We start from the raw sequence: 21,450 nt of genomic DNA, 5'->3' as shown, positions 1-21,450 counted from the left end.
GGGCAGGGGAGTGGGGTGCGTGGGTGTCGCCATGGCCGTGCCTTTCTTTGACTTAGCATCAAAGAATGGGGGAACTCGGCAGGACAAGGGCGGCGAAGAGACGTAACAATGACTTAACTGTCTGTCGACGGAAGGATTCCGGGTGGCGCGGAAGAAGGATCAGGAGCGGGCGCGGCGCGCGATCATCGACGCCGCGCTGGCCGCGGTCGCGGAGCCGGGGGTGGATCGGCTGCGCATCCGGGAGATCGCCGGCACCGCGGGCGTCTCGCCCGGCACCGTGCACTACTACTTCGAGGATCTGGCGAATCTGCTGCACGAGGTGCACCGCTTCGCCAGCGATCGCTTCTTCGGCGACCGCCTGGCTATGGTCACCGAGATTCCCGACGCCAGAACCAAGATCGGCGCGCTGATCTGGGCCGGACTGCCCGAATCGCCGGACGACACCCTGGTCACCGCGCTGTACCGGCTGGCCTCCTACCACGCCGTCTCCGCCCAGCACGGCGATCTCATCACCGCGCTGTTCAACCAGCAGGTGGCGGTGTACGCCAGCGCGCTGGAGGTGGGAATCGCCCAGGGGCACTTCACGATCGAGGGGCCGATCCTGAGCGTCGCCCGGAATCTGGTGGCGCTGGAGGACGCCTACGGCCTGCACATCGTCAGCCGCAACCGATCCATGACCAAGGTGACCGCGGCCGAGCTGATCTGCTCTTTCGCCCGCACCGCCACCCGCTGCCCCGACATCACCGTGCCCGCCGAGGAGGCCCATCGATGACCGACCCCCAGCTGTTCTCACCCGACGGCCGCCCCCGCGCCCGCTTCCTGGGCATCGCGCCGCCGGGTGAGCCGGGACCCTGGAACGCCATCACCGACGTGCCCGGTGTCGAGGTCGGCTATCGCACAGTCATTTCCGGCGACGGGCCGCTGAAAGTCGGCGAAGGCCCGGCCCGCACCGGCGTCACCGCCATCCTGCCCCGCGGCCGCGCCGGAGTCGGCCGCCCCTGCGCGGCGGGCTGGTACTCGCTCAACGGCAATGGCGAGATGACCGGCACCGCGTGGATCGACGAGGTCGGCCAACTGTCAATGCCCATAACGATTTCCAACACCCACGCCATCGGCCCCTGCCACGCCGGCGTCGTCGATTGGATCGCCCGCACCCACCCCCGCCTGGCCCGCGAATGGCTGCTCCCGGTCTGCGCCGAAACCTGGGACGGCTACCTCAACGACATCAACGGCGGCCACATCACCGCCGACATGGTCGCCGAAACCCTCGACACCGCCCGCACCTGGCCCCTGCTCGAAGGCTCGGTGGGCGGTGGCACCGGCATGAACTGCTACGGCTTCAAGGGCGGCAGCGGCACCGCCTCCCGCCGAGTCCCCTTCGGCCCCGACACCTATACGGTCGGCGTCTTCGTCCAAGCCAACTTCGGTGCCCGCCATGAACTCACGATCGCGGGCCGCCGAGTCGGCGCGGAACTGGATACCGCCAACCCGCAGGAGACGTCCCCCTGGCCCGGCGACACCGTCGCTCCCGGCGGCGCGGGATCGGTGATCGTCATCGTCGCGACCGATGCGCCCGTGGACGCTCTCCAGTGCAAGGCCATGGCCCGCCGCGTCCCGTTCGGGCTGGCCCGTACCGGCACCACCGGCAGCCTGTTCTCCGGCGATCTGTTCCTGGCCTTCTCCACGGCCGCGGATCGCCCGTCCGACACCGGCTTTCCCCGCGGCGAGCCGACCCCCGACGACCTGGTCACCACCACGCGCCTGCCCTGGAATCGCATGGACGCCGTCTACGCCGCAGTCGTCGAGGCCGTCGAGGAGTCGGTCCTCAACGCCCTCATCGTCAATGCCGACATGACCGGCCGCGACGGCCACCACTCCCCGGCACTCCCGCACGACCGCCTCCGGGAAGTGCTGTCGGGCAAATAACCGGTTCGAGGTGCCCCGGCTCTCCGGCGGGGCACTATCGATACATGTCCGAAGTGAACAAGCACAACCTGGTCTATTTCGAAAACCCGTCCATGCGAGGCCTGTACGCCGCCATCGACGAATGGCAGCGCACCAACAACCACCGCTTCCTGTCCCTCACCGTCCACCCCGACGCCGGCAACTTCTGCTGCATCGCCCTGACCAATCCGGCCGAGGTGGTCATCACCAGCGTCGACGGCCACAATCACGCCGCGGTCAACCGCTTCGGCAACCTGTCCGTCACGTCCGATTAGCCGAATGCTGTTCTCACGCAGCGATTGTCAGCGAGGTGCTAGCCGAGTTCCCCGCGCTTCTCCTGCCACGTACTGATCTGCCGCGGCCGCCACGCCCCGTGCACCAGGGGGTTGTGGCCGTGCCGCCCGGCCCGCTGCTCCTTCCGGAACTCCCGGAAGTACTCGAACCGGATCATCAGCAGACCGAAGGTGATGAGCGCCGCCGTCGCGATCGCGCCGATGATCGCCCATCCGCGGTAACCGGAGGCGGCGGCCGTCAGCGTCATCCCGAGCGCCGCGATCCCCAGCAGACACGCCACCAGCGCTGGACCTTCGCCCGGATCTTCGATCGCATCCCCCGGATGCGGATGCCAATGTTCCCCGTTCGGCTTGATCGCCGTCACTTTCACCATGTCTACCTCCCTTGAACTGCGGAGATTTGTAGCCCTCTGTCCAGAATGCGCCCCTCGCCGGAGCTACGCGCGGGTAATTTCGGAGATTTGCGGGTCAGTGGCCGAAACTTTTTTCGGCGGCCGTGTCGATCCGGCGGGGTCTTCGTTCGACCTTGACGTGAGAGGGTCGGACAGCGACCCCCGACAAGGAGGATGACCATGAAGTTCATGCTGATCTGGCGTGCCACCGACGAGGGCAAGGCGTCCATGGCCGACGCCGACTTCGGGCAGATGCTCGAAATCATGGGGCGCTACAACGACGAGTTGATCCGGGCCGGAGTGCTGCTCGCCGCCGAGGGCCTGGACGACGCGCAGGAGGGCGTCGTGGTCGACTTCTCGACCGAACCGCCCCTGGTCACCGACGGCCCGTACGGCGAGACCAAGGAACTGTTCGGCGGCTTCTACATCCTGAACGTGGCCTCCAAGGAGGAGGCCGTCGAATGGGCCAAGCGCGCGCCGTCCTTCGGCCCCGGCTTCAAGACCGAGATCCGCCGCGTCACCACCATCGACGAATTCCCGCAGGACAACGAGTGGATCCAGAAGGAACGCGCCTGGCGCGAGAAGACCGGTCAGCTCTGAGACGTGGTCACAGGCTCTGAGCGATGACCGACACCACCGGTCGTGAGGCGGTCGCCGCGGTGTGGCGCATCGAGTCCGCGCGCATCGTGGGCGCCCTGGCCCGCTACACCGGCGACTTCCCGCTCGCCGAGGATCTGGCCCAGGAGGCGCTGGCCGAAGCGCTGGTGACCTGGCCCCGCGACGGCGTGCCCCGCAATCCGGCGGGGTGGCTGCTCACCGTCGGCCGCCGCCGGGCCATCGACGCCTTCCGCCGCCGGGCCGCCCGCGACGACCGGTACTCCGCCCTCGCCCGTGACTTGGGCGAGGGCGGGGCGGCCACCGGCGGCGTGCCCCCGGAAGCCGATGGCGCCGAACCACTCTGGGATCCGGATCAGATCGACGACGACGTCCTCGCGTTGATGTTCATCTCCTGCCACCCGGTGCTCTCCCGCGAGGCGCGCGTGGCCCTGACCCTGCGTGTGGTCGGAGGTCTGACCAGCGACGAGATCGCCAGGGCCTTCCTGGTGCCCACGGCCACCGTGCAGGCCCGCATCACCCGGGCCAAGAAAACCCTTGCGGCGGCGAAGATCCCGTTCGCCGTGCCCCCGGCCGAGGAGCGCGCCGCCCGCCTCACCTCGGTCCTCAATGTCATCTACGTGATCTTCACCGAGGCCTCCACCGCGACCTCCGGCGAATCCCTCATCCGTCTGGACGTGGCAGCCGAAGCCCAGCGCCTCGCCCGGGTACTGACCCGCCTCGTGCCGACCGAACCCGAGGCACACGGCCTGCTGGCCCTTCTGGAACTGACCGCCGCCCGCTTCCCGGCACGCACCGACGAGCACGGCCAGCCGATCCTGCTCGAGCACCAGAACCGAAACCGCTGGGACCGCTCCGCCATCCGCCGCGGCCGAGCCGCCCTCGACCAAGCCGCCCGCGCGGGCCGCGGCCTCGGCGCCTACGGCCTCCAAGCGGCGATCGCCGAATGCCACGCAGTAGCCGACTCCGTCGACTCCACCGACTGGAACCGCATAGTCCTGCTCTACGAGGCCCTCTCCCGCCTCTCGCCTTCCCCGATCATCGACCTCAACCGCGCGGTAGCCATCTCCATGTCCCAAGGCCCGGCCGCCGCCCTCGCCCTCGTCGACGAACTCAAATCCGCAGCGGCCCTGGCGAACTCCCACCTGCTCCCCAGCGTCCGAGGCGAACTTCTCACCCGACTCGGCCGCCGTAAGGAAGCCCGCGTCGAATTCGAACGCGCCCTATCCCTCTGCGCCAACGGCCCGGAACGCACGCTCCTCGAGAGCAAGCTCGCCGCCTTGGATTGAGGGACTATCCCTGCCAGACCCCGCTGGCGAGGAATCCGTCCCACTGGGCTGCGGAGAACACCAACGCGGGACCGTCTGGATCCTTCGAGTCCCTGACGCCGACCCCGCCGGTCGAAAGATGGGCTATCTCAACACAATCCGCGTTGGGCTGGCTTCGTGTGCTCTTGAACCACCTGGCATCGGACAGGTCTACAGTCACGCCGTGCACTCCTTCGCGATCTGCTGCACCAACTGCTTGGTGTCATCCTCGGACAACGCTACTCGCTGAATATCGTTGATCGCCTGACGATGTCGGTCGATCATGTCGGTTCGTTCGAGATACAGGGCTCCTTCGAACCCTTCCACGTACACCACGGGCGGCTCGATGAGGTGGTTTGCGAGGGGTGGAAATTCCAGCAGGGTGAACGACTGGACGATCAGTCCGAGATGGCTGCCGGACCTGAGAGGCACCACCCGGATCGAGACGTTGGACCGCGTGGTGGCCACCTGGAGGATGTGCTCCAACTGCTCGACCATGACGGCAGGGCCGCCGGGCGTCTGCCGGATCACCGCCTCGGACAAGAGGATATTCACTCGAAAGTTGTTGTCCGCCAATCGTACCTGTCGATGGGCGGCCAATTCGACGCGTCGATCGATATCGACGGACGAATGGTTGGGATAGGCGATCCGGCTGACCGCCCGGCGATATCCGGTGGTCTGCAATAGTCCCGGCAGCAAGACCGTCTGATGGGTGGTCAAGCGATTGGCAACGGCCTCCAAGCTCAAATAGTGGTCGAAATGAGGTGCGTACTGGTCTGTATATGCCTGCCACCAACCTTTAGTCGTACCGGCCAGTTTGGCAGCTTGTGCTTGGTCTCCGACTTCCTGCCACAGACCGAGAACCTCCTCACGCTCCCCGCCGCTGTCGGGCACATCGTACAGATCGAGCAGATCCCGAATCTGGCCCGTGGAGAGCTTCACCTTCTGCCCGTCCTCGATTCGCCCGATGCTTTGCGGCGATAGATCGATGTGCAGGCCGGCGGTCAATTGGCTCTTGCTTGCTTGTTCTCGGTAATTACGAAGCCTACGGCCGAGAGCCCGTCTGGGGAGCGATGATCCGACCATTTCGTTTGCCTCGCTATCTGGGTGTATCCATTCTGGAATGCCAACTAATTTCGCTGCAAAGCTCGGCGGACATTCCCAATTCTATTGCCGCAGGTGTCTACTGAAGTCACGAACTCGAAAAGCCGAAGGGGGCAACGAATGTCATCTCTGCCGTCGAAGGATCTGCTTCTGGACGCGTGTGCGGGCAGCATTGCCGAGGCGCATCCGCTGTTGCAGGCCGCGTATGAGTTGGCCAGTCTGCATGAGGCGCGGTGTGTGGCGGAGTTGGGGGAGCTGCCCGAAATCGACTGTGCGCGTGTGCGGTTGATTCGCGAGATCGATCGGTGGACGGCGCGGGAGTTGCCTCGCCCGTTCGCTGCCGCGACCCTGCATACGGAGACGCTCGGCATGGTGGTGGACCGGTTGGCGCAATTCTCGGTCGATGCTCGGACCACGCTGAGTGGCGCGGATACCGAATGCCTCCGCCATCACACCTGGACGCGGCTGGCAGAGCTCTCGCTCGCGTATGCCGATCTCTCCCACGATCTCGCCGCGCGCGTCCGCCGTATCCCCGAATCCGTCACGCCCCATCCGGAAGCGACCGAAGGAGGCCCGCGATGATCACCCTCTGGCTCCCCTTCGTCCTCGGCCTGACGCTCGGCGGCACCCTGCCCTGGCTGCTGTCCGCCTACCCCGGTCATCGCCGGGCGGCCACCGAAGGCTGGACCGTGGCCGCCATCTCCGCCCGGCTCGAGCGGGAGCGGGCGGAACGAAACGCTGTGAAATCCTGGTCTTTTCCTTCGGTGATTGAAGAAGCCGACCCCGCCGTCGAAACTGGATTCTCGACGTTTGCTGGAGGCGAATCTGATGGGTTGGCGAAGAACACTCGGACTGCTCGGTGTCCTGACCATGTCGGTCAGCGCCCTGTTCGCGGTGTCCGTCACCCCACCCGCCTCGGCCACCGGTCCGCATAGCGAAGAATTCACCAACCCCATCCTCACGCCCGGCGCGGACCCGAGCATGACCTACTACCAGGGCCGCTTCCATCTGGTTCAGGGCGACGTCTACAACAACGACAACATCGTCATCCGGTCGTCGGACACCCTGGGCGGGTTGGCCGACAGCAAGCCGGTCGTCGTCTGGGAACACCCCTCCTGCCCCGGCCCCGCCTGCACCCGGGTGTGGGCGCCGGAACTCCAGCACATCGGTGACCGCTGGTGGATCTACTTCGCCGCCCAGTCCGACGACCGCAATGAATCCCACCGCATGTACGCCCTCCGCTCCACGGGCGACGACCCCACCGGGCCTTACGAATACCAAGGCCCGCTGGATCTCCCGGGCGGCTGGGCCATCGACGGCACCTATCTCCAGTACGCCGGCGCCGCCTACTTCTTCTGGTCCTGTCTGCGGGACCCGGATGACACACGGGTGCAGGACATTTGCGTCGTCAAGATGTCGGATCCCATGACTCCCACCGGTGATCGCGTCAGCATCGCGACCCCCACCGCCGCCTGGGAAACGGTCCCCAACGATGCGGACCTGCTGATCAACGAAGCTCCGCAACCCCTGATCGCGCCCAACGGCAATCTGTTCCTGACCTTCTCGGCCAACGCCAGCTTCGACGACACCTACCGCCTGGGTCTCCTCGAGCTCTCCCGCGGCGCGAATCCCCTGGACCCCAAAGCCTGGACCAAATCCGGCGGCCCCGTCCTACCGGGTTCCTCGGGCGCAATAGCCCCGGGCCACAACGGTTTCCTCACCATCGACGGCCACCCCTGGATCGCCTACCACGCCCGCCTGGAACCCAACACCGGCTGGGCGGGCCGCAGCATCCGAGTCCAACCCATGAACTTCACCGCCAAGGGCCACCCCCAATTCGGTATGGCCCTGGGCCCCGACGCCCCGATCATGATCGACGGCCGGGACCCGAATCCCGCTGCGGCACCGGGCTGATGGCCATGCACTAGCGACCTCGGACGTGGTTACTGCCCCGGTCGCGGCACGTCGCCGCGCCACGCGCCGGTCTCGTGCGGCTGGTTCTCGATGAACTCCTTGAACCGCTGCAGGTCGCCCTTGACGCGATGGCTGAGCAGACCGGTCTTGTCGGCGACGTTCTCGATGAAGCCGTCGGGGTCGATGTCCATCTGGGTGATGACGCGGGTGGTGTCGTCGTCGATGCGGTGGAAGGTCACCACACCGGCGTGGCAGGGGCCGCTGTCGGAATGCCAGGCGACGCGCTCGTCGGGATGCTGTTCGGTGATGGTGGCGTCGAATTCGCGTTCCACCGGACCGATCTTGACCTTCCAGTGGGTGTGGGTCGGCCCGAGCTGGACGACCTGCTGCACGCCCTCCATGAACCGCGGGAACGATTCGAACTGAGTCCACTGGTTGTAGGCGGTGTGCAAGGGGACGTCGACATTGGTCGACGCGGTCACGGTGCTCATCTGAATCTCCTCGGATTGTCGGTTCCTTCCATCGCCTACCCCGCCCGTCGCGACGGAAACTGTTCGGTGGCAATGGAGTTCGCTCGAATGCGGGTTCCTGCGGCGGTCACGGGGCGGCCGCGCGTAGCTTCTCCAGCAGGTCGGGAGCCGCCTCGGTGAGGTATTGCCGCTGCGCCTCGTCGCCGACCTGCACGAGCGCGATATCGGTGAAACCCGCTTCCCAGTAAGGGCGGACGGACTCCACGATCACGTCGAGGTCCGGGCCGCAGGCGATCGTGTCGGCGACATCCTCGGGCCGCACCAGCCGGGTCGCGGCGGCGAAGGCGTCGGTCGTGGGCAGGTTCGAATTGACATCCCAGCCGCCGGACGACCACCGGAACTGTTCGTGGGCTCGCTGAACGGCCTTGTCGCGGTGGGTATCCCAGCTCACCGGCACCTGACCGGTCACCCGGGCCGAATCGTCGCCGTCGGCCTCGCGCCAGGCCCGCACGAGTTCCGCGTCCGGGTCGGTGCCGATCATCTCGTCCGCCAGCGGGGCGAACCGCTCCACCGAGCGAGCACCCGACACCGCGACCGCGATCGGCACCGGCTCGGCGGGCAGATCCCAGATGCGCGCGGAATCGACCCGGTACCAATGCCCGCGACGGCTCACCGTCCGGCCCGACAGCAGCGCGCGGATGATGCCGATCGCCTCCTCCAAACGCTCGTGGCGCTCGGCGAGGCCCGGCCAACCCGCGCCCACCACATGCTCGTTGAGGCTCTCGCCGCTGCCCAGGCCCAGCGTGAAACGGCCGCCGGCGAGGATCTGCAGGGTGGCGGCCTGCTGGGCCACGATCACCGGGTGATACCGGATGGTCGGGCAGGTCACGTAGGTCATCAACGGAATCGACTCGGTGGCCTGCGCGACGGCGCCCAGCGTCGTCCAGGCGTGCGGTGCGTGGCCCTGCTCCTCGAGCCACGGCGAGAAGTGGTCGCTGCACACCAGGAAGTCGAATCCGGCTCGTTCCGCGGCCACCGCGTAGTCGACGAGTTCGCGGGGCCCGCTCTGCTCGGTCATCAGCGTGTATCCGAATTTGGTCACGGTCACTCCTTCAGCTCTCGCTCACCGGATACCGACGAGCTACCCCGTAGCGGCCGATTGATGTGTGCTCGTTTGCCTTCGCGGCGCCCGGGTAGATCGACCACATCGAACGAGCGAGGAGGCACGATGGCCACCGACACCGGCGATCCGCGCGAGCGCGCGGACCTCGAGAAGGCCGATCCAGGCAGCGAATTCGCGGACGAACATCAGGCCGTGACGGCCGAGCACGACTCGGACGGCGAGACCGAATCCCCGAAAGGCTTGGGCGGCATGGATTCCGACGGCGGAGCCGCCGTTTGAGCATGTCTCGGGGATCGGCGGTCGATTGACCGATGGCTCGGCGGGTAGTGCGTGAGGGTAACCATCGACCACCCAGCCAGGAGGAAAGTCATGCCGGTACAGCCGATTCAGAGCCCGCTCGGCGGCGACCAGCTGAAAGTGACCGGGGACGCGCTGCAGCAGACGGTCGTCGATCTGATCGACCTGTCGCTGATCGCCAAGCAGGCGCACTGGAACGTCGTCGGATCGCATTTCCGGTCGGTGCATCTCGGTCTCGACGAAGTGGTCGCCGCGGCAAGGGAATTCACCGATGCCGCGGCGGAGCGGGCCACCGCGATCGGGGTCAGTCCCGACGGGCGGGCCGCGACGGTGGTCCAGGAATCCGCCTGCGGCGGAATCGATTACGGTTGGCAGCCGGACACCACGGTCATCGCCGCGATGGTCTCCAACCTGTGGGCCGTCATCAGCCGGCTGCGCCAGCGCATCGAGGCCACCGAGTCCGCAGATCCGGTCACCCAGGACCTGCTCATCACCATCGCCGCTCGGCTCGAGCAGCTGCATTGGATGTGGCAGGCGCAGCAGGCCTGACGACGGAGGTCAGAAGTAGTGGGAGCGTCCGCCGATCGGGCGGCCGGCGGCGCCCAGAATCGCGAGGATGGCCCCGACCACCAGCAGGATGACCCCGATCGTGGTGAGGATCGGGATGTGGATGACGATGCCGACGATGAGCAGGATGAGTCCCAGGACGATCATGTTCGATCCCTTTGTGTCGGTTGAGCTGACGGGCTCGCGATTCCCCGCGTGACCGGGCGCAAACCTCGCACTCCAGCCGTGGATGCACCGGTGCGTCAACTTGCCCGAACCGGGTATGCGAAGGATGTCCGATCACAGCGGCAGAGCACGACATCGACGCAGATGGTTCCCGCAACGGCGCGGGATCCGCGCGAGCCGCGAATATCGGCGAGCGACCGGATCGACGGTGCGCAAATCCTGGAGAGGGAGTCCGCCCATGCCCGAAGCGTCCATCCGCGCGCTCGACGAGGCGGCGCGTCCGTCGCTGTCGCGGCTCGAGTTCGCCGACGAAATCCTGCGTGCGGCGGCCAGTCCCGAGCGCATCGGGTCCATCGTCACCGGCGTTCTCTGCGATCGGCTCGACGTCGGGCCGATCGGATTCGGGCCCGCGGGAATTCTGTCGGCGCACGCGGTGGGACGCGCCCACCCGGCGACGATCGAGCCGCACCCCGACGACCACTGCGCTCTCGACCTGCATATTCCGCTCGCCTTGCGCATCGACGTCCGAATCGGTTCGGTCGTCGCACGATTCGGGGCGGGCGTGCGATTGCGGGCACGGCTGACGCTGGAGCTGGATCGCCCGTGTACGGTGATCGTCCGTCATCGCCCGGTCCGTACCGAGGATGTGGTGGCGCGCGTGCGCGGGCTCAATCCGATCGGCAGGGCCGCAATGGAATTCGTGCCTGTGGGTCGCCTCGTCGCGTCGCGGGTAGCCGCGCACGCCAATACGGTGTTCGCCGACCCCGAGGTCGCCCGGCTGACACGTATCGATGTCGTCCAGTTGATCGGGCGGGCCTGGGACGCGGGTCTGGTCCTGGACGCCGGGCACTCCACCGCTTAGTCGGCTACCGGCGCGCACGCACCGGTACGCCGGTGAATCCGCAAGTGAGCCAATAAATCCGTTCGACGCTGAATAGCGGGCAACGGTTCGGGTACCGCGGAACCGTGGGTGAGCAAGACCGCCCACTTTCGGAAAATGCACATCCTGGAAGGAGTTTCGCCATGCCCGATTCGCAGAACCCGGGTCAGTTCGGCAACCGGCCGGACACCGAGGAACAGGCACGCAAGGGCGGTCAGGCCAGCAGCGGTAGCTTCGGCGAGCCGAACGCCGCCGACCCGCACGAGGCCGGTCGCAAGGGCGCTCAGGCGCAGCCGACCGAGGCCAAGGCCAAGGGTGGCCAGCACAGCCACGGCGGGCACTGACCGTTGGTCACGGTGGACACTGACCGCTGTCGGTAACCCGCCCATCGAAGACTGGGCCCCGTCCGAAATCGGACGGGGCCCAGTCGGTGTTCGGGGTTTGGCTCTCCGGTGCCTGGCGGCTCGACCGGACGTTCACGCTCCTCGCGGCTCGCTGATGGCGTCGCGGACCCGATCGAGCATGGCGGCGAACGGGCCGACCAGCAGATTGGCCTTGGCCGATTCCACGCCCTGGTGCGGCCGGGTCGGGGCCAGCGCTTCGGCGATCTCGACCGCGCGCCGCATGGCCCGCAGTTGCCGAGGCTCCAATTCGTCACGCAGCAGCGAGAATTCGTCCTGCTCTTCGGCTTCGGCGTGCGCGATGACATCCTCGCGCAACTGCGCCAGCCCTTTCTCGAACTCGGCGGAGTCGATATCGAGGGATTCGAGCTCGGCCAACTGCTGTTTGGCCTGGTTCTCCTCCTCGAGCCGGGCGTCGATCACCGTTGCCCCGTCCTCGATCTCGCCGCGGGCGCGCGGATGGATGATCTCCTCCTCGGCGGTCTCGTGCACCGCCAGCAGACGCCGCAGCTGCCGGAACTTGGCCTCCCGCTCCGCGGGGTCGGCGGCGTCCAAGGTCTCGGCGAACAGGGTTTTGATCTGCTCGTGCTGGCGCAGCAGCAGGTCGATGGCGTCGCTGATGCCTTCGGGCTCACTGCTCGACCGCGACTGCTCCGGGTCCTTGGCGCGACCGGGGTCATTGTCGTGGCTGTGCGCTCCCGCCTCACGCGGATCGGCGGCGTTCGGCTCGCCGAAGCTGCCGGAGCTGGCCTTGCCGCCTTTGCTGGCCTGTTCGACGGTGTCCGGGCGGTTGCCGAACTGTCCTGGATTGCCGGTGTTTGCCATGGGATGTTCCTCCTGTTCGCGACCGAGTCGCCGGCATGAGCCGGGTTTGCTCGCCGTACCCCGATTCGGACGGCTCACGCACGGATTCGGCGGATGGCAGCGGGGTAGTGCTGAGGTCGAACCGTGAACAAGAGCTCGTGTCAGGAGAACATCATGGGTGTGGCCGAGGTCGCTGTGTCCCGAACCTTCGAGCTGCTCGCGCGAGTGCGCGGCGCACAGGTCTTCCATCCGCGGGGGATGGGGCTGGCGGGAGCGTTGCACGCCGTCGACCCGCAGTACGAGAAGTTGCTCGGCGCCTCGGAATCTCCTGCGGTAGTACGGATCTCGAAGGGTCTCGGCCTGCCGGGCGGGCTGCCCGAGGTGCTGGGCCTGGCCATCCGGGTACTCGACCGGGAGGGCCGCCCCTGGGATCTGGCCCTGGCCACCACCGGATCCGGCGCGCTCTCCCGGCTGGTCCCGCTGCCCGCGCGCGGCTGGGATTCGGCGCGCTACGGCAGCCTGATGGCCTACCGCTTCGCCGACGGCCCGGCCGAATGGCTGTGCGTACGGCCCAGCACACCGCAGCCGGAGACCGCGGATATCTCCGACTTCGTCGACACCGTGCGCGCGGGCCGGACGGGCTTCGATCTCACCGCCGTCCCACGCTCCGGCCCGGAGCGCCCGCTCGCCCAGCTACTCGTCACCGAGCTCGAAGTAGGCGACGCACCAAGCTCTTTCGACCCGGTCCGCAACCGCCCGGAAGAGGTCACGCTGCTGCCTCATGCCCTGGCGACCGTGCGGGCGTGGGCCTACGCGGGCAGCCGCCGCGGCAGCCACCGCGCGCTGTCGCCCGCGCGAGAGGCGGAAACCTCAGCCGATTCGAGAGGATGAGGTGATGTCCGAGACCGACGATCTCGCACGACGTCTGGCTGAAGCGGTCGGCCAGTCGGGCCGAACCATTGCGGTCGCGGAGTCACTGACCTGCGGCAAGCTGGCGTCAGCGCTCGGCGCGGCGCCGGATTCCGCCAGCTGGTTGCGCGGCGGGGTGGTGGCGTACAGCGCAGAGGTCAAACATCGGCTGCTCGGCGTCCCCGATGTTCCCGTCGTTTCGGAGACAGCCGCGCGGGCCATGGCCGCCGGGGTGCGCTCGCTGCTCGACGCGGACATCGCGGTAGCGGTCACCGGCGTCGGAGGCCCCGGCACCCAGGACGGCGAGCCCGCGGGCTCGGTCTGGCTGGCCGTCGACGCCGAGGGCGGGGGATGGGCTCGCCACGAGCAGTTCACTTCCGAACCAGAGGAAGTCCTCACGGCGTCCGTCGAAACCGCCATCACCATGCTGCTCGACGCGGTCGCGGATTGAAGCGCCACCCCGGTTTCGATCAAGCCGCGGCGGGCACCCGTGCGACATGAGCCCAGAATCCGGTCCGGGGGACACTCTCGGCCCCACCGAGAGTCTCGACTCCGACGAAGTCCGCAACACCGACGGCGACGTGCCCGTGAGCCCACCCGACCATTGGCAAGCCGCCGACCGCGACGAAATGACCACGCGGGGACAGCATTTGGGTGAATCCCATGCCGAACGTCTCGCCCAGGAAGAACCTGACGTCCCAGAGGCGGGTGTCGAACCATCCACGGAGTCGGCACATATCGACGCGACCAACGCCGCGGCCGACGATGATCGCCCCACCCGCCGTCACCGCGGCCAAATCGACGACACCCCCGAGGATGGGGGAGGGTTCTTCGAAGAGACACCGTGACGGCTCGAGCCCGCAGATTTGTGAGGTTCGAGGGTAAGACGTTGTGCCGGCGCGACACTAACGGTGCATGATCGCTCCTCTGATGCGACGGACCGAGCTCGCGGCCTGTGGTGGGATGTCGGCCGACGTGAAGGCGTGGCGCTGGCGCTGGCTGGTGAGATCGGGCTTCCCGCCGGGGCTGGCGGCGGACGTGGTTTCCGATCCCGAATCCGATTTGCACGCGTTGATGCAGTTGGTGGACCGCGGGTGCGCGCCGGAGCTGGCGGTGCGGATTCTGGCCCCGATACCGGGTCAGGAGACGATACGGTGAGCACCGTGAACCCCACGACCTCGGATGTGGTTGGTGCACAGGACGATGAGCAGTGGTCGGCCGACCTCACCGATGACGGTCCCGCGGGCGCTCGTGCGGTGGCGCGCCTGCGAGAGGTGGTGCTGCGCGCGACTCGCCATCAGGTGTGGCGGCTGCGTGATCTGCTGCCCGGAGCCGGTGCCGGTGAGCTGGAGGATCTGGCACAGCAGTGCGCCAATGACGCGGTCATCTCCGTGCTACGCCAACTCCCAACCTTCCAGGGGCGCAGCCGATTCACCACTTGGGCATACAAATTCGGGGTGCACCATGCGGGTGTGGCGGTGCGCCGTCAGGCTTGGCGGCACCGGGAAATCCTGCTGCCGGACGTGATCACGACAGCCGTCGACAACTCCTCGACACCGGAAGCGATACTGGGCGCGACCGAACTCGCCCGTGCCGTCGAAGCCGCCCTCGTATCCGACCTCACCGCGCATCAGCGCCGAATCCTGCTGACATTGGTCGTGGAACAGGTGCCCATCGATGTCCTCGCCGACCGCCTGGGCACCACCCGCAATGCCCTCTACAAAACCCTGCACGACGCCCGCCGCCGCCTGCGAGCCTCCCTCGCCGCCAGCGGTCATCTCGACACCCACCCCGATCGGAGCATCCCGTGACCGATCCGACCCCCGCCCCCGACCTGCTCGCCCGTCTATTGCTCGACACCAGCCCGTACCTGTCCTGCGACGACTGCTTCGACCGGCTCGACGAATACGTCGAACGTTGCCTCGCCGAACCGCACCACCAGGACCCGGCCATGACCACACACCTCGCCGGATGCGGCGCCTGCGCCGAAGAGGCGGCGGCTCTGCGCGATCTGCTCGAATGACGGTGAAGAATTCTGCCTTTCGTCGGTAAGACCGCCTTCGGATACGGCCACTAACCAAGGGCAGGGCACAGCGGCAAGCGGTTGCCGCCCCAGCACCCCGCTACGACCGTGCCCCTATTCCGTACGACCGTGACGAAGGAGTCTCCGATGACCGTGCACGCCAACCAATCTCCCCGAACAGCGGCCCTCACCGACCCCGGCTACCAAGCATTCTTGGCCCTACGACTCGGATTCGGCGTCCTCCCAATCCTTTTCGGCCTCGACAAATTCGCCCACGTCCTCACCAACGACTGGACCCGCTACCTCTCCGACTTCGCCAACGACCTGATCCCCGGCGACGCCCATGCCGCCATGAACCTCGTCGGCATCATCGAAATCATCGCCGGCATAGCGGTTCTCGTATACCCCCGCCTAGGAGCCCCACTAGTCGCGGCATGGCTGGCCGGCATCATCATCAACCTCCTGGCCGTAGGCGGCTACGCCGACATAGCCCTCCGCGACTTCGGCCTCATGGCCGCCGCCCTCGTCCTGACCCGCCTCGCCTGGGCCTACCCCACCGCCCTACCTCACCGTCCCTGACCACCCGCCGACTCGGCAGGATGGGCTGGTCGGTTGGTATGCGCCGCCTGGGACAACCACCGGCAAGGGTTGTCCCAGGTCTAGCGGCATTCGGGTCTTACGCGGTGCAGCCCTCGGGATTCCGCTCAGTGCTCGTCATAGTGGCCGTCGTGCAGGGCGTGTCGATGACCGTCATGGATGTAATCCACGTGGTCACCGTGCTGAACTGCCTCGTGACCGCAGCCGTCCCCGTGTTCGTGGGTATGACCGCCGTGTTCGTTGTGCCCCTGCGGTTCGCATTCGTCGTAGTGCCCGTCATGAGCGCGGTGAAGATGCCCGTCATGCGCATAGTCCACATGGTCACCATGCTCGATAGCGGCATGCCCGCACCCCGGCCCATGGGCATGCTCATGCTCTGTGTGCTGAAGATGTGCCGTCGTCATCGAACTCTCCTCTTCCAGTACCTGGTTTCGTAGGTTGATGAAGCTGTGCAACGGGAGATCAACACCCGCGCGTCAGACTACCCAGCAAGATCGATGTCAACCGTTGTCCGGTGTTCGCTATGTCATCTGTCCCTGATGGAAGTCGAGTGTTTCGAAGACAGCGAAGGTTGAATCATCACCGGGTAACGGCGTCCCGAGCGGGCACGTGCCACACGAAGGGTTCGCTGCGGCTTGGCGAGCTGGTTCGGGGTCTGGATTGGCTTGCCCACTCGAGCCGGGGCCGGTCGGTGGCGTGGTGGTGAGGCGGATGGGGCGGCTCAGCCGATACAGCGCCCCGCCGGCGGATGAGCCGTCGGGGTTCATGCCCAGTGGTGGCGGCGGGAACCCGGTGAGTTCGGCAGTCCACTGTGCGGGTTGGTGGGGATAGAAGATGAACGGCCCCTGGCAGTCGCCGCATTGTTCGAAGCTGACCTGCATGCTCAGGACCCAGGTTTCGGCCAGTCGGCCCGGCGAGACCACCTTCAGCACGCCATCGGCGTCTGTGCTGATGTCGGGCAGTCGCATGGTGATCTTCCCGAACATCGGGTGGGCCGCTTCGGCGGTGAAGTCGACGGTGCGCAGACGCACATAGTCCGCTCCGCCCGCCAGCACTTGCACGACACGGGAGCCGATGAAGTTCAGAGTCGGCGCGGGCGGGGGCGTGTTGATCGACAAAGTGGCGCCGAACCCATTGAGGCTCAGTCGGATTGTCTGGCCGATCGCGGGCAGAGCGGGCTGCGAGGGTTCGGCGGTCGCGCGTCCCACGCCACCGAACAATCCGATCCCCAGCGCGGCCCCGGCGTGACCCATGAATCCCCGGCGAGTGATCGACATGGTCATCCGCGAAATTGTGACGCTCGCTGCCACCACCACTATCCGATGTCTGACTTGCCCGGTTCTCGGGCGTGCCACCACAAGACCTGATCAGCGAGTGGGTGGTGCGGTGGCGCACCGGCGTGCTGGAACGGCTGCAACTGCCGCTCGGCCTGGAGTCGAAAGACACCCCGACGGTCCTGCACCTGTGCATGGCGAGCCTGGCGCAGCTGACCGAGGAGCAGCGCGAACTCACCGAAACCATGCTCCCGTCCTGGGTGCAGACGGGCCGCCCGCTCACCGAAGCCCCGTACACAGCAGATGTTTTCGCCGGCATCGTGGAGGCGGGACTGCGCAATGGCGAGATCGACCCGGGCGTCGACCCGACACTGGTCGGAGCCATGCTCCGCGACGTCTACCTGGGAGTGCTCTATCGCTGGGTGCGCGAGCCACGCGAACCGGGACGGCTGGGAGCCGAACTACACGACGCACTACACATCCTGTTGCGCGGCATCGCCATTCGCGCGGGCGGCCAGCCACGAACCCCGGAGTAACCGGCATCCGCGACATCGCCGAGGGCGACAACTCTCGCGCAGCAGCTGTGCGTGCTCGATGGCGTGGGGCCAGCGACACAATCTCTGGCTGTTTGAGATCGGTTGGGTATGGGTGCGAGTGAGCCTGGCGGTGGCCGCGCAGTCCACCCATGGGAAGAAGATGTGGTGTGGGACGATCCTGCCTCACCCACCGTGGTCTCCGGGACGACTGGTTTGTGAGGACGTCGTGTCGAGGTCGTTCTAGTGGCCCATGGCTTCGGTTGTCTTGATGAGAAGGTCTGCGGCGCTGCTTATCTGAGCATCGGTGATTGCTAGAGAGTCGCGCTCGTTGAGGATTTCGATCGAGCCTGTCCATGGGGCGATGCGAGTTGTCATCTCGACGGTGCCTTTGGTTTGAATCGGGCCTTCCTTGGTGCGCGAGTCCTGAATCCAGATCTCGTTCTGATGGCCCTGCAGCGGGACGAAATGCAGTTCCTTGAGGTTGTCGATCCACTTGGTGTCCGAGTCGCCAGGTTTCACCGGAGTGAGCGACGCGGTGGCACGGACCAGAGAGTTGCTGGTCGAGTCGAAACGGCAGGTCAGTGCAAACTGGACATCCTTCACTGGTGCGTCGGGTTTGCCATCGACGCCGAGGTATCCGAGCTTGACGTCCTTGATGGGGAACTCGGTTTGGAAGAAGTTCAGGAAAGGCGCGCAGAACTCTTGCGCCGTGTGGGTTGGTTTGCCGGTCTCCTGCGGTTTTGAGGTGCATGCAGCAGACGCGGCCGCGACGACGGTCAGGAGGATGAGTGTGCCGAGACGCCACCGTGAGCCGCGCTGGTGGGTGATGCGGTGTCGGGTGTTCATCGGACGGCGTCCCTGCCTTCCTGCATTTTGGTCATGAAGTCCTGGAGGTGCTCGTGCAGGACTCCTCCTTGATAGCTGTTGAGGATGTTGGTCAAACTCGAGTCCAGGATGTGCGGATCGCCGGAGACCTTGACGGCGTCGGGGTAGCTTTTGAGCTTGCCGTCGCTGAACAGGTCGCTGTAGCGCGGATCGTGCGCCAAGCTACCGTCCCGGGTTTCCAATACCTGTGCGACCTGGTAGAGCGCTCGCGCGGGCGCGAAGTCGTGGGAGGTATCGAAGTTGGCGTGGGCCGGGTCCGGAGCCTGATAGGTGAGGCCGACGATGTTCATCTTCGCGTAGGAGTTCGACACATCGATGACTGGTCCGAAGATGTCCTTGACGACCGGGATCATCTTGACTCCGGTGGTGACGATGCCCTTACCGGAGTCCCATGCGGCACCGTCCTGGGCGAAAGCCTTGATCGCGTTACGGATTTCGGCTTTGTTGTGCGCGTCGACTTCGCCGGACAGTCCCTGATCCACCAGCCCGAGGATCGTCCCCGACTTGGTCGCCAGTTCGTTATGAGGATTGGCCGGATCGGCGAGAACGGACTGGACCCACTGGCTTTGCAAGTTCTGGGCGGTTTCGAGGGCCCTGGTATTGAAGGCGACCGCAGCATCTTTGTTCGTGTCGATCACGGTGAAGATCGCGCGTGCCGCATCGCGGTCCGCGGTGCCAACGTCGAACTGCGGTGCTTTGAATCCCTCGGTGTTGAGGAAGCGGTCGGGGACTCCGACCAGATTGGCGACATAGGGGCTCAACGCGGAGCCGAGCCCTTGTGCCGCAAGAGGATTGACCTGGCCGAGCGACTCGCCGCTCCCGTTCAACTTCAGGAGACCGTCCTTGTGACTCGCGACGTAATCGGCGACAGTGGTCGCTGTTTGACCGGCGCGTATCGAGATGGCCTCGGTCGGATTGGTCGCGTCGGTTTCCACGAACGACAGCATCTTCTGGACTCCGGCACCGTTGTTGGCCCACTCGTGGTGCAGCAGATTGTCCAGCACCTTGGTGTTGGTGCCGGTCGGAACTCCGGTGTCGGTGAGGATGTCGTGCACGACGATCTTGTCGCGGCCTCCGACGTCGAGCAGGTTTTGCGCGAGGCCTTCGCCGGTGCCGTGGCGCCAGTCGGTGTCGATATTGATGCCGGGCTTGACCTTCGATGCGATATCGGAGGCTTGCAGCACCAACTGCTTGTTGATCTCACTGCCCGGCGCGGAGCGGGCATCAGCCAGGCCCATCATTTTGGTGACCTGCGATAGTCCGTAGGCACCGAGATTGGCGTTGGGACGGCCCTGGTGGACGTCGTAGTTCTGGGTCAGCACATTGCGCATGTCGGTGGGGAGTTGGTTGAGTCCACCTTGAGGGTGAATGCTCCGCCCAGGAACGACTCGGTGCCCGTGGAGTGCACGTTGGGGTTGGCAATGGTGTTGAGCCCGTTGGCGACATTGGCTGCGGCGGTGGTGTCGTGGATACCGGTGAGCCGGTCGGTCATCGACGTCAGCCCGTTCAGACCCGCGGTGTTGTAGAACTCGCGCAGGTAATCCCACTGCGCCTCGGACAGGTCGACCTGCTTGCCCTCGTTGATGGCTTCGACATCGTCGGCGGTGATACCCGCCGCGGCTAGTCGGGCGGAGATGTGCTGGAGATCGGCATCGGTGGCCTTGCCACTGGCGACGAGTCGGCCGTCATCGCCACCTTGCTGTGTCGCGATCTTCGGATCGGTCAACGCACCAGCCTTGGCACCTTGCGCGGCTTGAGGTAGCTCGCTGAAGGCATGGTTCACGCCGTCGGTGACACCTTGCGCAGCGACTGCTGCCGCGTGCAATGCGCCTCGCATCGTTGTCGAGTACTGGTCGGCTTTGCGTTGCAGTGCTGCGAGTTTGATTGCGGCACTGTCTTTGTCCTTCTCGGAGAAAACACTCACCAGTTGTGACCGCGATAACGACACGGTGCCGTCTTCGGCCCAAACGTAGTTTTCGGCAGTGAGGGTGGCCAGCGTTTGTTTCACCGTCTGCTGAGCGAAACGCATTCCCGGCGAACCGAGCGTGATCGCGTTGCCCGCGTCCTCGAGCGCGCGGGCGGTCTTGTAGCCCTCGTCGCGCACAGCCAAGCCCTTGTCGCGCAGCCCGGTGCCGAACTTGCCGATCAGGAAGTCCGCTGAGTTGCCGATGGTGGTGTGCATGGCGTCGAGGTCGGTCTTCAGCGTGGTGGCCTGCTGCTTCCACCCGGTGGCCTGCGCATCCAGGGTATCGAGCTGCCAGCTGTTGACCTGGGACACCGTTGGGATCGCAGGATCGGCCATCGGCTCAGTTCCCCTGTGGGAATTGGGAGGCGTTGTGCTGATCCATCGCCTCTACCTCAGTGAGCCCGGTATTGGTGAGGCTCGCGATCTTCCGGACCTCCACCACCGCCAACCCGATCGCGTAAGCCGCGGCCTGTGCGCCAGCCGTGCACGCCGCGCCGACTCCTGTTCCCGCCACCGAGATCGCCGCAGCCTGCTGGTCCACGTGGACCGTGTCGAGCGTGTCCGCATTGCCGTTCACTGCCGTGATCAATTCACGTAGTCGGCCGCGATCGACATGTAGGAGATCCGCGTCGGTCATTGGTAGTCCCCTGATGGATCAGTGCTGATCTTGGTTACCGCTGGATACTTTACTTGGGTCGGGAACTACCGTTCCTGACGCCGCACTATGCCCCCGTCAGTCATCGGGGGCGAGGATCCGATTCTTGCCGCGGTGGTAGTAGTTCTCGTCCTCGTCCCATTCGTCCTGCCGGGCTTGGATTGAAGCAGTAGAAGTCGGCTTGGACCGCTCGGGTGCATCACCTATCTGTTCGACAATGGCTCCCCTTTAGGTCAAGCCCTGGATGTGGGTGCGGGAGTTAGCCTTGTAGGCGGGTCCGGGATGTGGCTTGTCCGAAGGATCGGTGTGCGGGTTGGAGCCGGTCGCGC

The 21,450-nt window shown here is 66.1% G+C and carries 32 protein-coding genes; 19 read left to right on the top strand and 13 right to left on the bottom strand.

The features are described from left to right. Positions 1-142 precede the first annotated feature (142 nt). The 3 genes from ACAM49_RS29660 to ACAM49_RS29650 are packed head-to-tail and all read left to right on the top strand — an operon-like array spanning position 143 to position 2,219. Positions 143-772: a TetR/AcrR family transcriptional regulator gene (locus tag ACAM49_RS29660; RefSeq protein ID WP_369638850.1), complete on the top strand. Its 630-nt coding sequence runs from the start codon at positions 143-145 to the stop codon at positions 770-772. Continuing rightward, complete coding sequence (locus tag ACAM49_RS29655) at positions 769-1,926, top strand: P1 family peptidase (RefSeq protein ID WP_369638849.1); 1,158 nt, start codon at positions 769-771, stop codon at positions 1,924-1,926. The genes ACAM49_RS29660 and ACAM49_RS29655 overlap by 4 nt, the downstream gene beginning before the upstream one ends. Before the next feature lie 44 nt (positions 1,927-1,970). After that, a complete protein-coding gene (locus tag ACAM49_RS29650) occupies positions 1,971-2,219 on the top strand; it encodes a hypothetical protein (RefSeq protein WP_369638848.1) in 249 nt (82 codons plus the stop codon). A 38-nt stretch (positions 2,220-2,257) separates the two neighbouring features. Here ACAM49_RS29650 and ACAM49_RS29645 read toward each other — a convergent pair whose 3' ends face one another. Continuing rightward, complete coding sequence (locus ACAM49_RS29645; RefSeq protein ID WP_369638847.1) at positions 2,258-2,611, bottom strand: hypothetical protein; 354 nt, start codon at positions 2,609-2,611, stop codon at positions 2,258-2,260. A 198-nt stretch (positions 2,612-2,809) separates the two neighbouring features. Between ACAM49_RS29645 and ACAM49_RS29640 the strand changes: the two genes are divergently transcribed. Both ACAM49_RS29640 and ACAM49_RS29635 read left to right on the top strand, forming a co-directional pair. Then, positions 2,810-3,229, top strand: a complete 420-nt coding sequence (locus ACAM49_RS29640; RefSeq protein WP_369638846.1) for a YciI family protein — start codon at positions 2,810-2,812, stop codon at positions 3,227-3,229. Positions 3,230-3,252: 23 nt separating this feature from the next. Then, complete coding sequence (locus tag ACAM49_RS29635) at positions 3,253-4,533, top strand: RNA polymerase sigma factor (protein ID WP_369638845.1); 1,281 nt, start codon at positions 3,253-3,255, stop codon at positions 4,531-4,533. A gap of 4 nt (positions 4,534-4,537) precedes the next feature. On the opposite strand, the gene ACAM49_RS29630 is transcribed toward ACAM49_RS29635, so the two are convergent. Together ACAM49_RS29630 and ACAM49_RS29625 are read right to left on the bottom strand one after the other, a co-directional pair. Next, complete coding sequence (locus ACAM49_RS29630; protein ID WP_369638844.1) at positions 4,538-4,732, bottom strand: DUF397 domain-containing protein; 195 nt, start codon at positions 4,730-4,732, stop codon at positions 4,538-4,540. Next, a complete protein-coding gene (locus tag ACAM49_RS29625) occupies positions 4,729-5,637 on the bottom strand; it encodes a helix-turn-helix domain-containing protein (protein WP_369638843.1) in 909 nt (302 codons plus the stop codon). Before ACAM49_RS29625 ends, ACAM49_RS29630 begins: the two co-directional genes overlap by 4 nt. A gap of 93 nt (positions 5,638-5,730) precedes the next feature. Between ACAM49_RS29625 and ACAM49_RS29620 the strand changes: the two genes are divergently transcribed. Beyond that, the gene (locus ACAM49_RS29620) at positions 5,731-6,237 is read left to right on the top strand and encodes a DUF4254 domain-containing protein (RefSeq protein ID WP_369638842.1); all 507 of its coding nucleotides are present in this window, start codon (positions 5,731-5,733) and stop codon (positions 6,235-6,237) included. 186 nt (positions 6,238-6,423) lie between these two features. Then, positions 6,424-7,569, top strand: coding sequence for a family 43 glycosylhydrolase (locus ACAM49_RS29615; RefSeq protein WP_369638841.1), 1,146 nt, complete (start codon positions 6,424-6,426; stop codon positions 7,567-7,569). A 29-nt stretch (positions 7,570-7,598) separates the two neighbouring features. Here the strand turns inward: ACAM49_RS29615 and ACAM49_RS29610 are convergent, their stop codons facing one another. Beyond that, positions 7,599-8,060, bottom strand: coding sequence for an SRPBCC family protein (locus tag ACAM49_RS29610; RefSeq protein ID WP_369638840.1), 462 nt, complete (start codon positions 8,058-8,060; stop codon positions 7,599-7,601). 106 nt (positions 8,061-8,166) lie between these two features. Next, the gene (locus tag ACAM49_RS29605; RefSeq protein ID WP_369638839.1) at positions 8,167-9,141 is read right to left on the bottom strand and encodes a TIGR03557 family F420-dependent LLM class oxidoreductase; all 975 of its coding nucleotides are present in this window, start codon (positions 9,139-9,141) and stop codon (positions 8,167-8,169) included. 126 nt (positions 9,142-9,267) lie between these two features. Between ACAM49_RS29605 and ACAM49_RS29600 the strand changes: the two genes are divergently transcribed. Together ACAM49_RS29600 and ACAM49_RS29595 are read left to right on the top strand one after the other, a co-directional pair. After that, complete coding sequence (locus ACAM49_RS29600) at positions 9,268-9,441, top strand: hypothetical protein (protein ID WP_369638838.1); 174 nt, start codon at positions 9,268-9,270, stop codon at positions 9,439-9,441. 90 nt (positions 9,442-9,531) lie between these two features. After that, positions 9,532-10,008: a Dps family protein gene (locus ACAM49_RS29595; RefSeq protein WP_369638837.1), complete on the top strand. Its 477-nt coding sequence runs from the start codon at positions 9,532-9,534 to the stop codon at positions 10,006-10,008. A gap of 9 nt (positions 10,009-10,017) precedes the next feature. On the opposite strand, the gene ACAM49_RS29590 is transcribed toward ACAM49_RS29595, so the two are convergent. After that, positions 10,018-10,173, bottom strand: coding sequence for a DUF6131 family protein (locus tag ACAM49_RS29590; RefSeq protein ID WP_369638836.1), 156 nt, complete (start codon positions 10,171-10,173; stop codon positions 10,018-10,020). Positions 10,174-10,429: 256 nt separating this feature from the next. On the opposite strand from ACAM49_RS29590, the gene ACAM49_RS29585 reads away from it, so the two are divergent. Both ACAM49_RS29585 and ACAM49_RS29580 read left to right on the top strand, forming a co-directional pair. Continuing rightward, the gene (locus ACAM49_RS29585; RefSeq protein WP_369638835.1) at positions 10,430-11,053 is read left to right on the top strand and encodes a hypothetical protein; all 624 of its coding nucleotides are present in this window, start codon (positions 10,430-10,432) and stop codon (positions 11,051-11,053) included. 161 nt (positions 11,054-11,214) lie between these two features. Continuing rightward, complete coding sequence (locus tag ACAM49_RS29580) at positions 11,215-11,415, top strand: hypothetical protein (protein WP_369638834.1); 201 nt, start codon at positions 11,215-11,217, stop codon at positions 11,413-11,415. A gap of 132 nt (positions 11,416-11,547) precedes the next feature. Here the strand turns inward: ACAM49_RS29580 and ACAM49_RS29575 are convergent, their stop codons facing one another. Continuing rightward, positions 11,548-12,093 (bottom strand): hemerythrin domain-containing protein, encoded by a 546-nt coding sequence (locus ACAM49_RS29575; RefSeq protein WP_369638851.1) that lies wholly within the window; start codon positions 12,091-12,093, stop codon positions 11,548-11,550. A 327-nt stretch (positions 12,094-12,420) separates the two neighbouring features. Between ACAM49_RS29575 and ACAM49_RS29570 the strand changes: the two genes are divergently transcribed. The 7 genes from ACAM49_RS29570 to ACAM49_RS29540 all read left to right on the top strand — a co-directional run bounded on the left by ACAM49_RS29570 (position 12,421) and on the right by ACAM49_RS29540 (position 15,787). Next, positions 12,421-13,167, top strand: coding sequence for a phosphodiesterase (locus tag ACAM49_RS29570; RefSeq protein WP_369638833.1), 747 nt, complete (start codon positions 12,421-12,423; stop codon positions 13,165-13,167). A gap of 4 nt (positions 13,168-13,171) precedes the next feature. Further along, positions 13,172-13,636, top strand: coding sequence for a CinA family protein (locus ACAM49_RS29565; RefSeq protein ID WP_369638832.1), 465 nt, complete (start codon positions 13,172-13,174; stop codon positions 13,634-13,636). 46 nt (positions 13,637-13,682) lie between these two features. Continuing rightward, positions 13,683-14,033 (top strand): hypothetical protein, encoded by a 351-nt coding sequence (locus tag ACAM49_RS29560; RefSeq protein WP_369638831.1) that lies wholly within the window; start codon positions 13,683-13,685, stop codon positions 14,031-14,033. Between the two features lie 67 nt (positions 14,034-14,100). Further along, positions 14,101-14,343, top strand: a complete 243-nt coding sequence (locus ACAM49_RS29555; protein ID WP_369638830.1) for a hypothetical protein — start codon at positions 14,101-14,103, stop codon at positions 14,341-14,343. A gap of 5 nt (positions 14,344-14,348) precedes the next feature. Next, the gene (locus ACAM49_RS29550; protein ID WP_369638829.1) at positions 14,349-14,996 is read left to right on the top strand and encodes an RNA polymerase sigma factor; all 648 of its coding nucleotides are present in this window, start codon (positions 14,349-14,351) and stop codon (positions 14,994-14,996) included. Beyond that, positions 14,993-15,208, top strand: a complete 216-nt coding sequence (locus ACAM49_RS29545) for a hypothetical protein (protein WP_369638828.1) — start codon at positions 14,993-14,995, stop codon at positions 15,206-15,208. The genes ACAM49_RS29550 and ACAM49_RS29545 overlap by 4 nt, the downstream gene beginning before the upstream one ends. A 147-nt stretch (positions 15,209-15,355) precedes the next feature. Beyond that, positions 15,356-15,787, top strand: a complete 432-nt coding sequence (locus ACAM49_RS29540) for a hypothetical protein (RefSeq protein WP_369638827.1) — start codon at positions 15,356-15,358, stop codon at positions 15,785-15,787. Positions 15,788-15,912: 125 nt separating this feature from the next. Here ACAM49_RS29540 and ACAM49_RS29535 read toward each other — a convergent pair whose 3' ends face one another. Further along, positions 15,913-16,209 carry a hypothetical protein gene (locus ACAM49_RS29535; RefSeq protein ID WP_369638826.1) on the bottom strand — a complete coding sequence of 99 codons (297 nt, stop codon included), beginning with the start codon at positions 16,207-16,209 and terminating at the stop codon, positions 15,913-15,915. Positions 16,210-16,326: 117 nt separating this feature from the next. Next, positions 16,327-17,088, bottom strand: coding sequence for a hypothetical protein (locus ACAM49_RS29530; RefSeq protein ID WP_369638825.1), 762 nt, complete (start codon positions 17,086-17,088; stop codon positions 16,327-16,329). 65 nt (positions 17,089-17,153) lie between these two features. Here ACAM49_RS29530 and ACAM49_RS29525 point away from each other — a divergent pair, with 65 nt between their 5' ends. After that, the gene (locus ACAM49_RS29525; RefSeq protein WP_369638824.1) at positions 17,154-17,615 is read left to right on the top strand and encodes a hypothetical protein; all 462 of its coding nucleotides are present in this window, start codon (positions 17,154-17,156) and stop codon (positions 17,613-17,615) included. A 240-nt stretch (positions 17,616-17,855) separates the two neighbouring features. Here the strand turns inward: ACAM49_RS29525 and ACAM49_RS29520 are convergent, their stop codons facing one another. From ACAM49_RS29520 to ACAM49_RS29505, 4 genes are read right to left on the bottom strand one after another with little or no spacing between them, the layout of a single operon-like run. Next, positions 17,856-18,461 (bottom strand): hypothetical protein, encoded by a 606-nt coding sequence (locus ACAM49_RS29520; protein ID WP_369638823.1) that lies wholly within the window; start codon positions 18,459-18,461, stop codon positions 17,856-17,858. Continuing rightward, positions 18,458-19,831 carry a hypothetical protein gene (locus ACAM49_RS29515; protein ID WP_369638822.1) on the bottom strand — a complete coding sequence of 458 codons (1,374 nt, stop codon included), beginning with the start codon at positions 19,829-19,831 and terminating at the stop codon, positions 18,458-18,460. The genes ACAM49_RS29520 and ACAM49_RS29515 overlap by 4 nt, the downstream gene beginning before the upstream one ends. Beyond that, complete coding sequence (locus tag ACAM49_RS29510) at positions 19,816-20,802, bottom strand: hypothetical protein (protein ID WP_369638821.1); 987 nt, start codon at positions 20,800-20,802, stop codon at positions 19,816-19,818. Before ACAM49_RS29510 ends, ACAM49_RS29515 begins: the two co-directional genes overlap by 16 nt. A gap of 4 nt (positions 20,803-20,806) precedes the next feature. After that, positions 20,807-21,103 (bottom strand): hypothetical protein, encoded by a 297-nt coding sequence (locus ACAM49_RS29505; RefSeq protein ID WP_369638820.1) that lies wholly within the window; start codon positions 21,101-21,103, stop codon positions 20,807-20,809. Between the last annotated feature and the right edge of the window lie 347 nt (positions 21,104-21,450).

Origin of the sequence: Nocardia sp. JMUB6875 (assembly GCF_041154655.1) — a bacterium.
Taxonomy (GTDB): domain Bacteria; phylum Actinomycetota; class Actinomycetes; order Mycobacteriales; family Mycobacteriaceae; genus Nocardia.
This window is presented reverse-complemented; position numbering and strand designations above follow the sequence as displayed.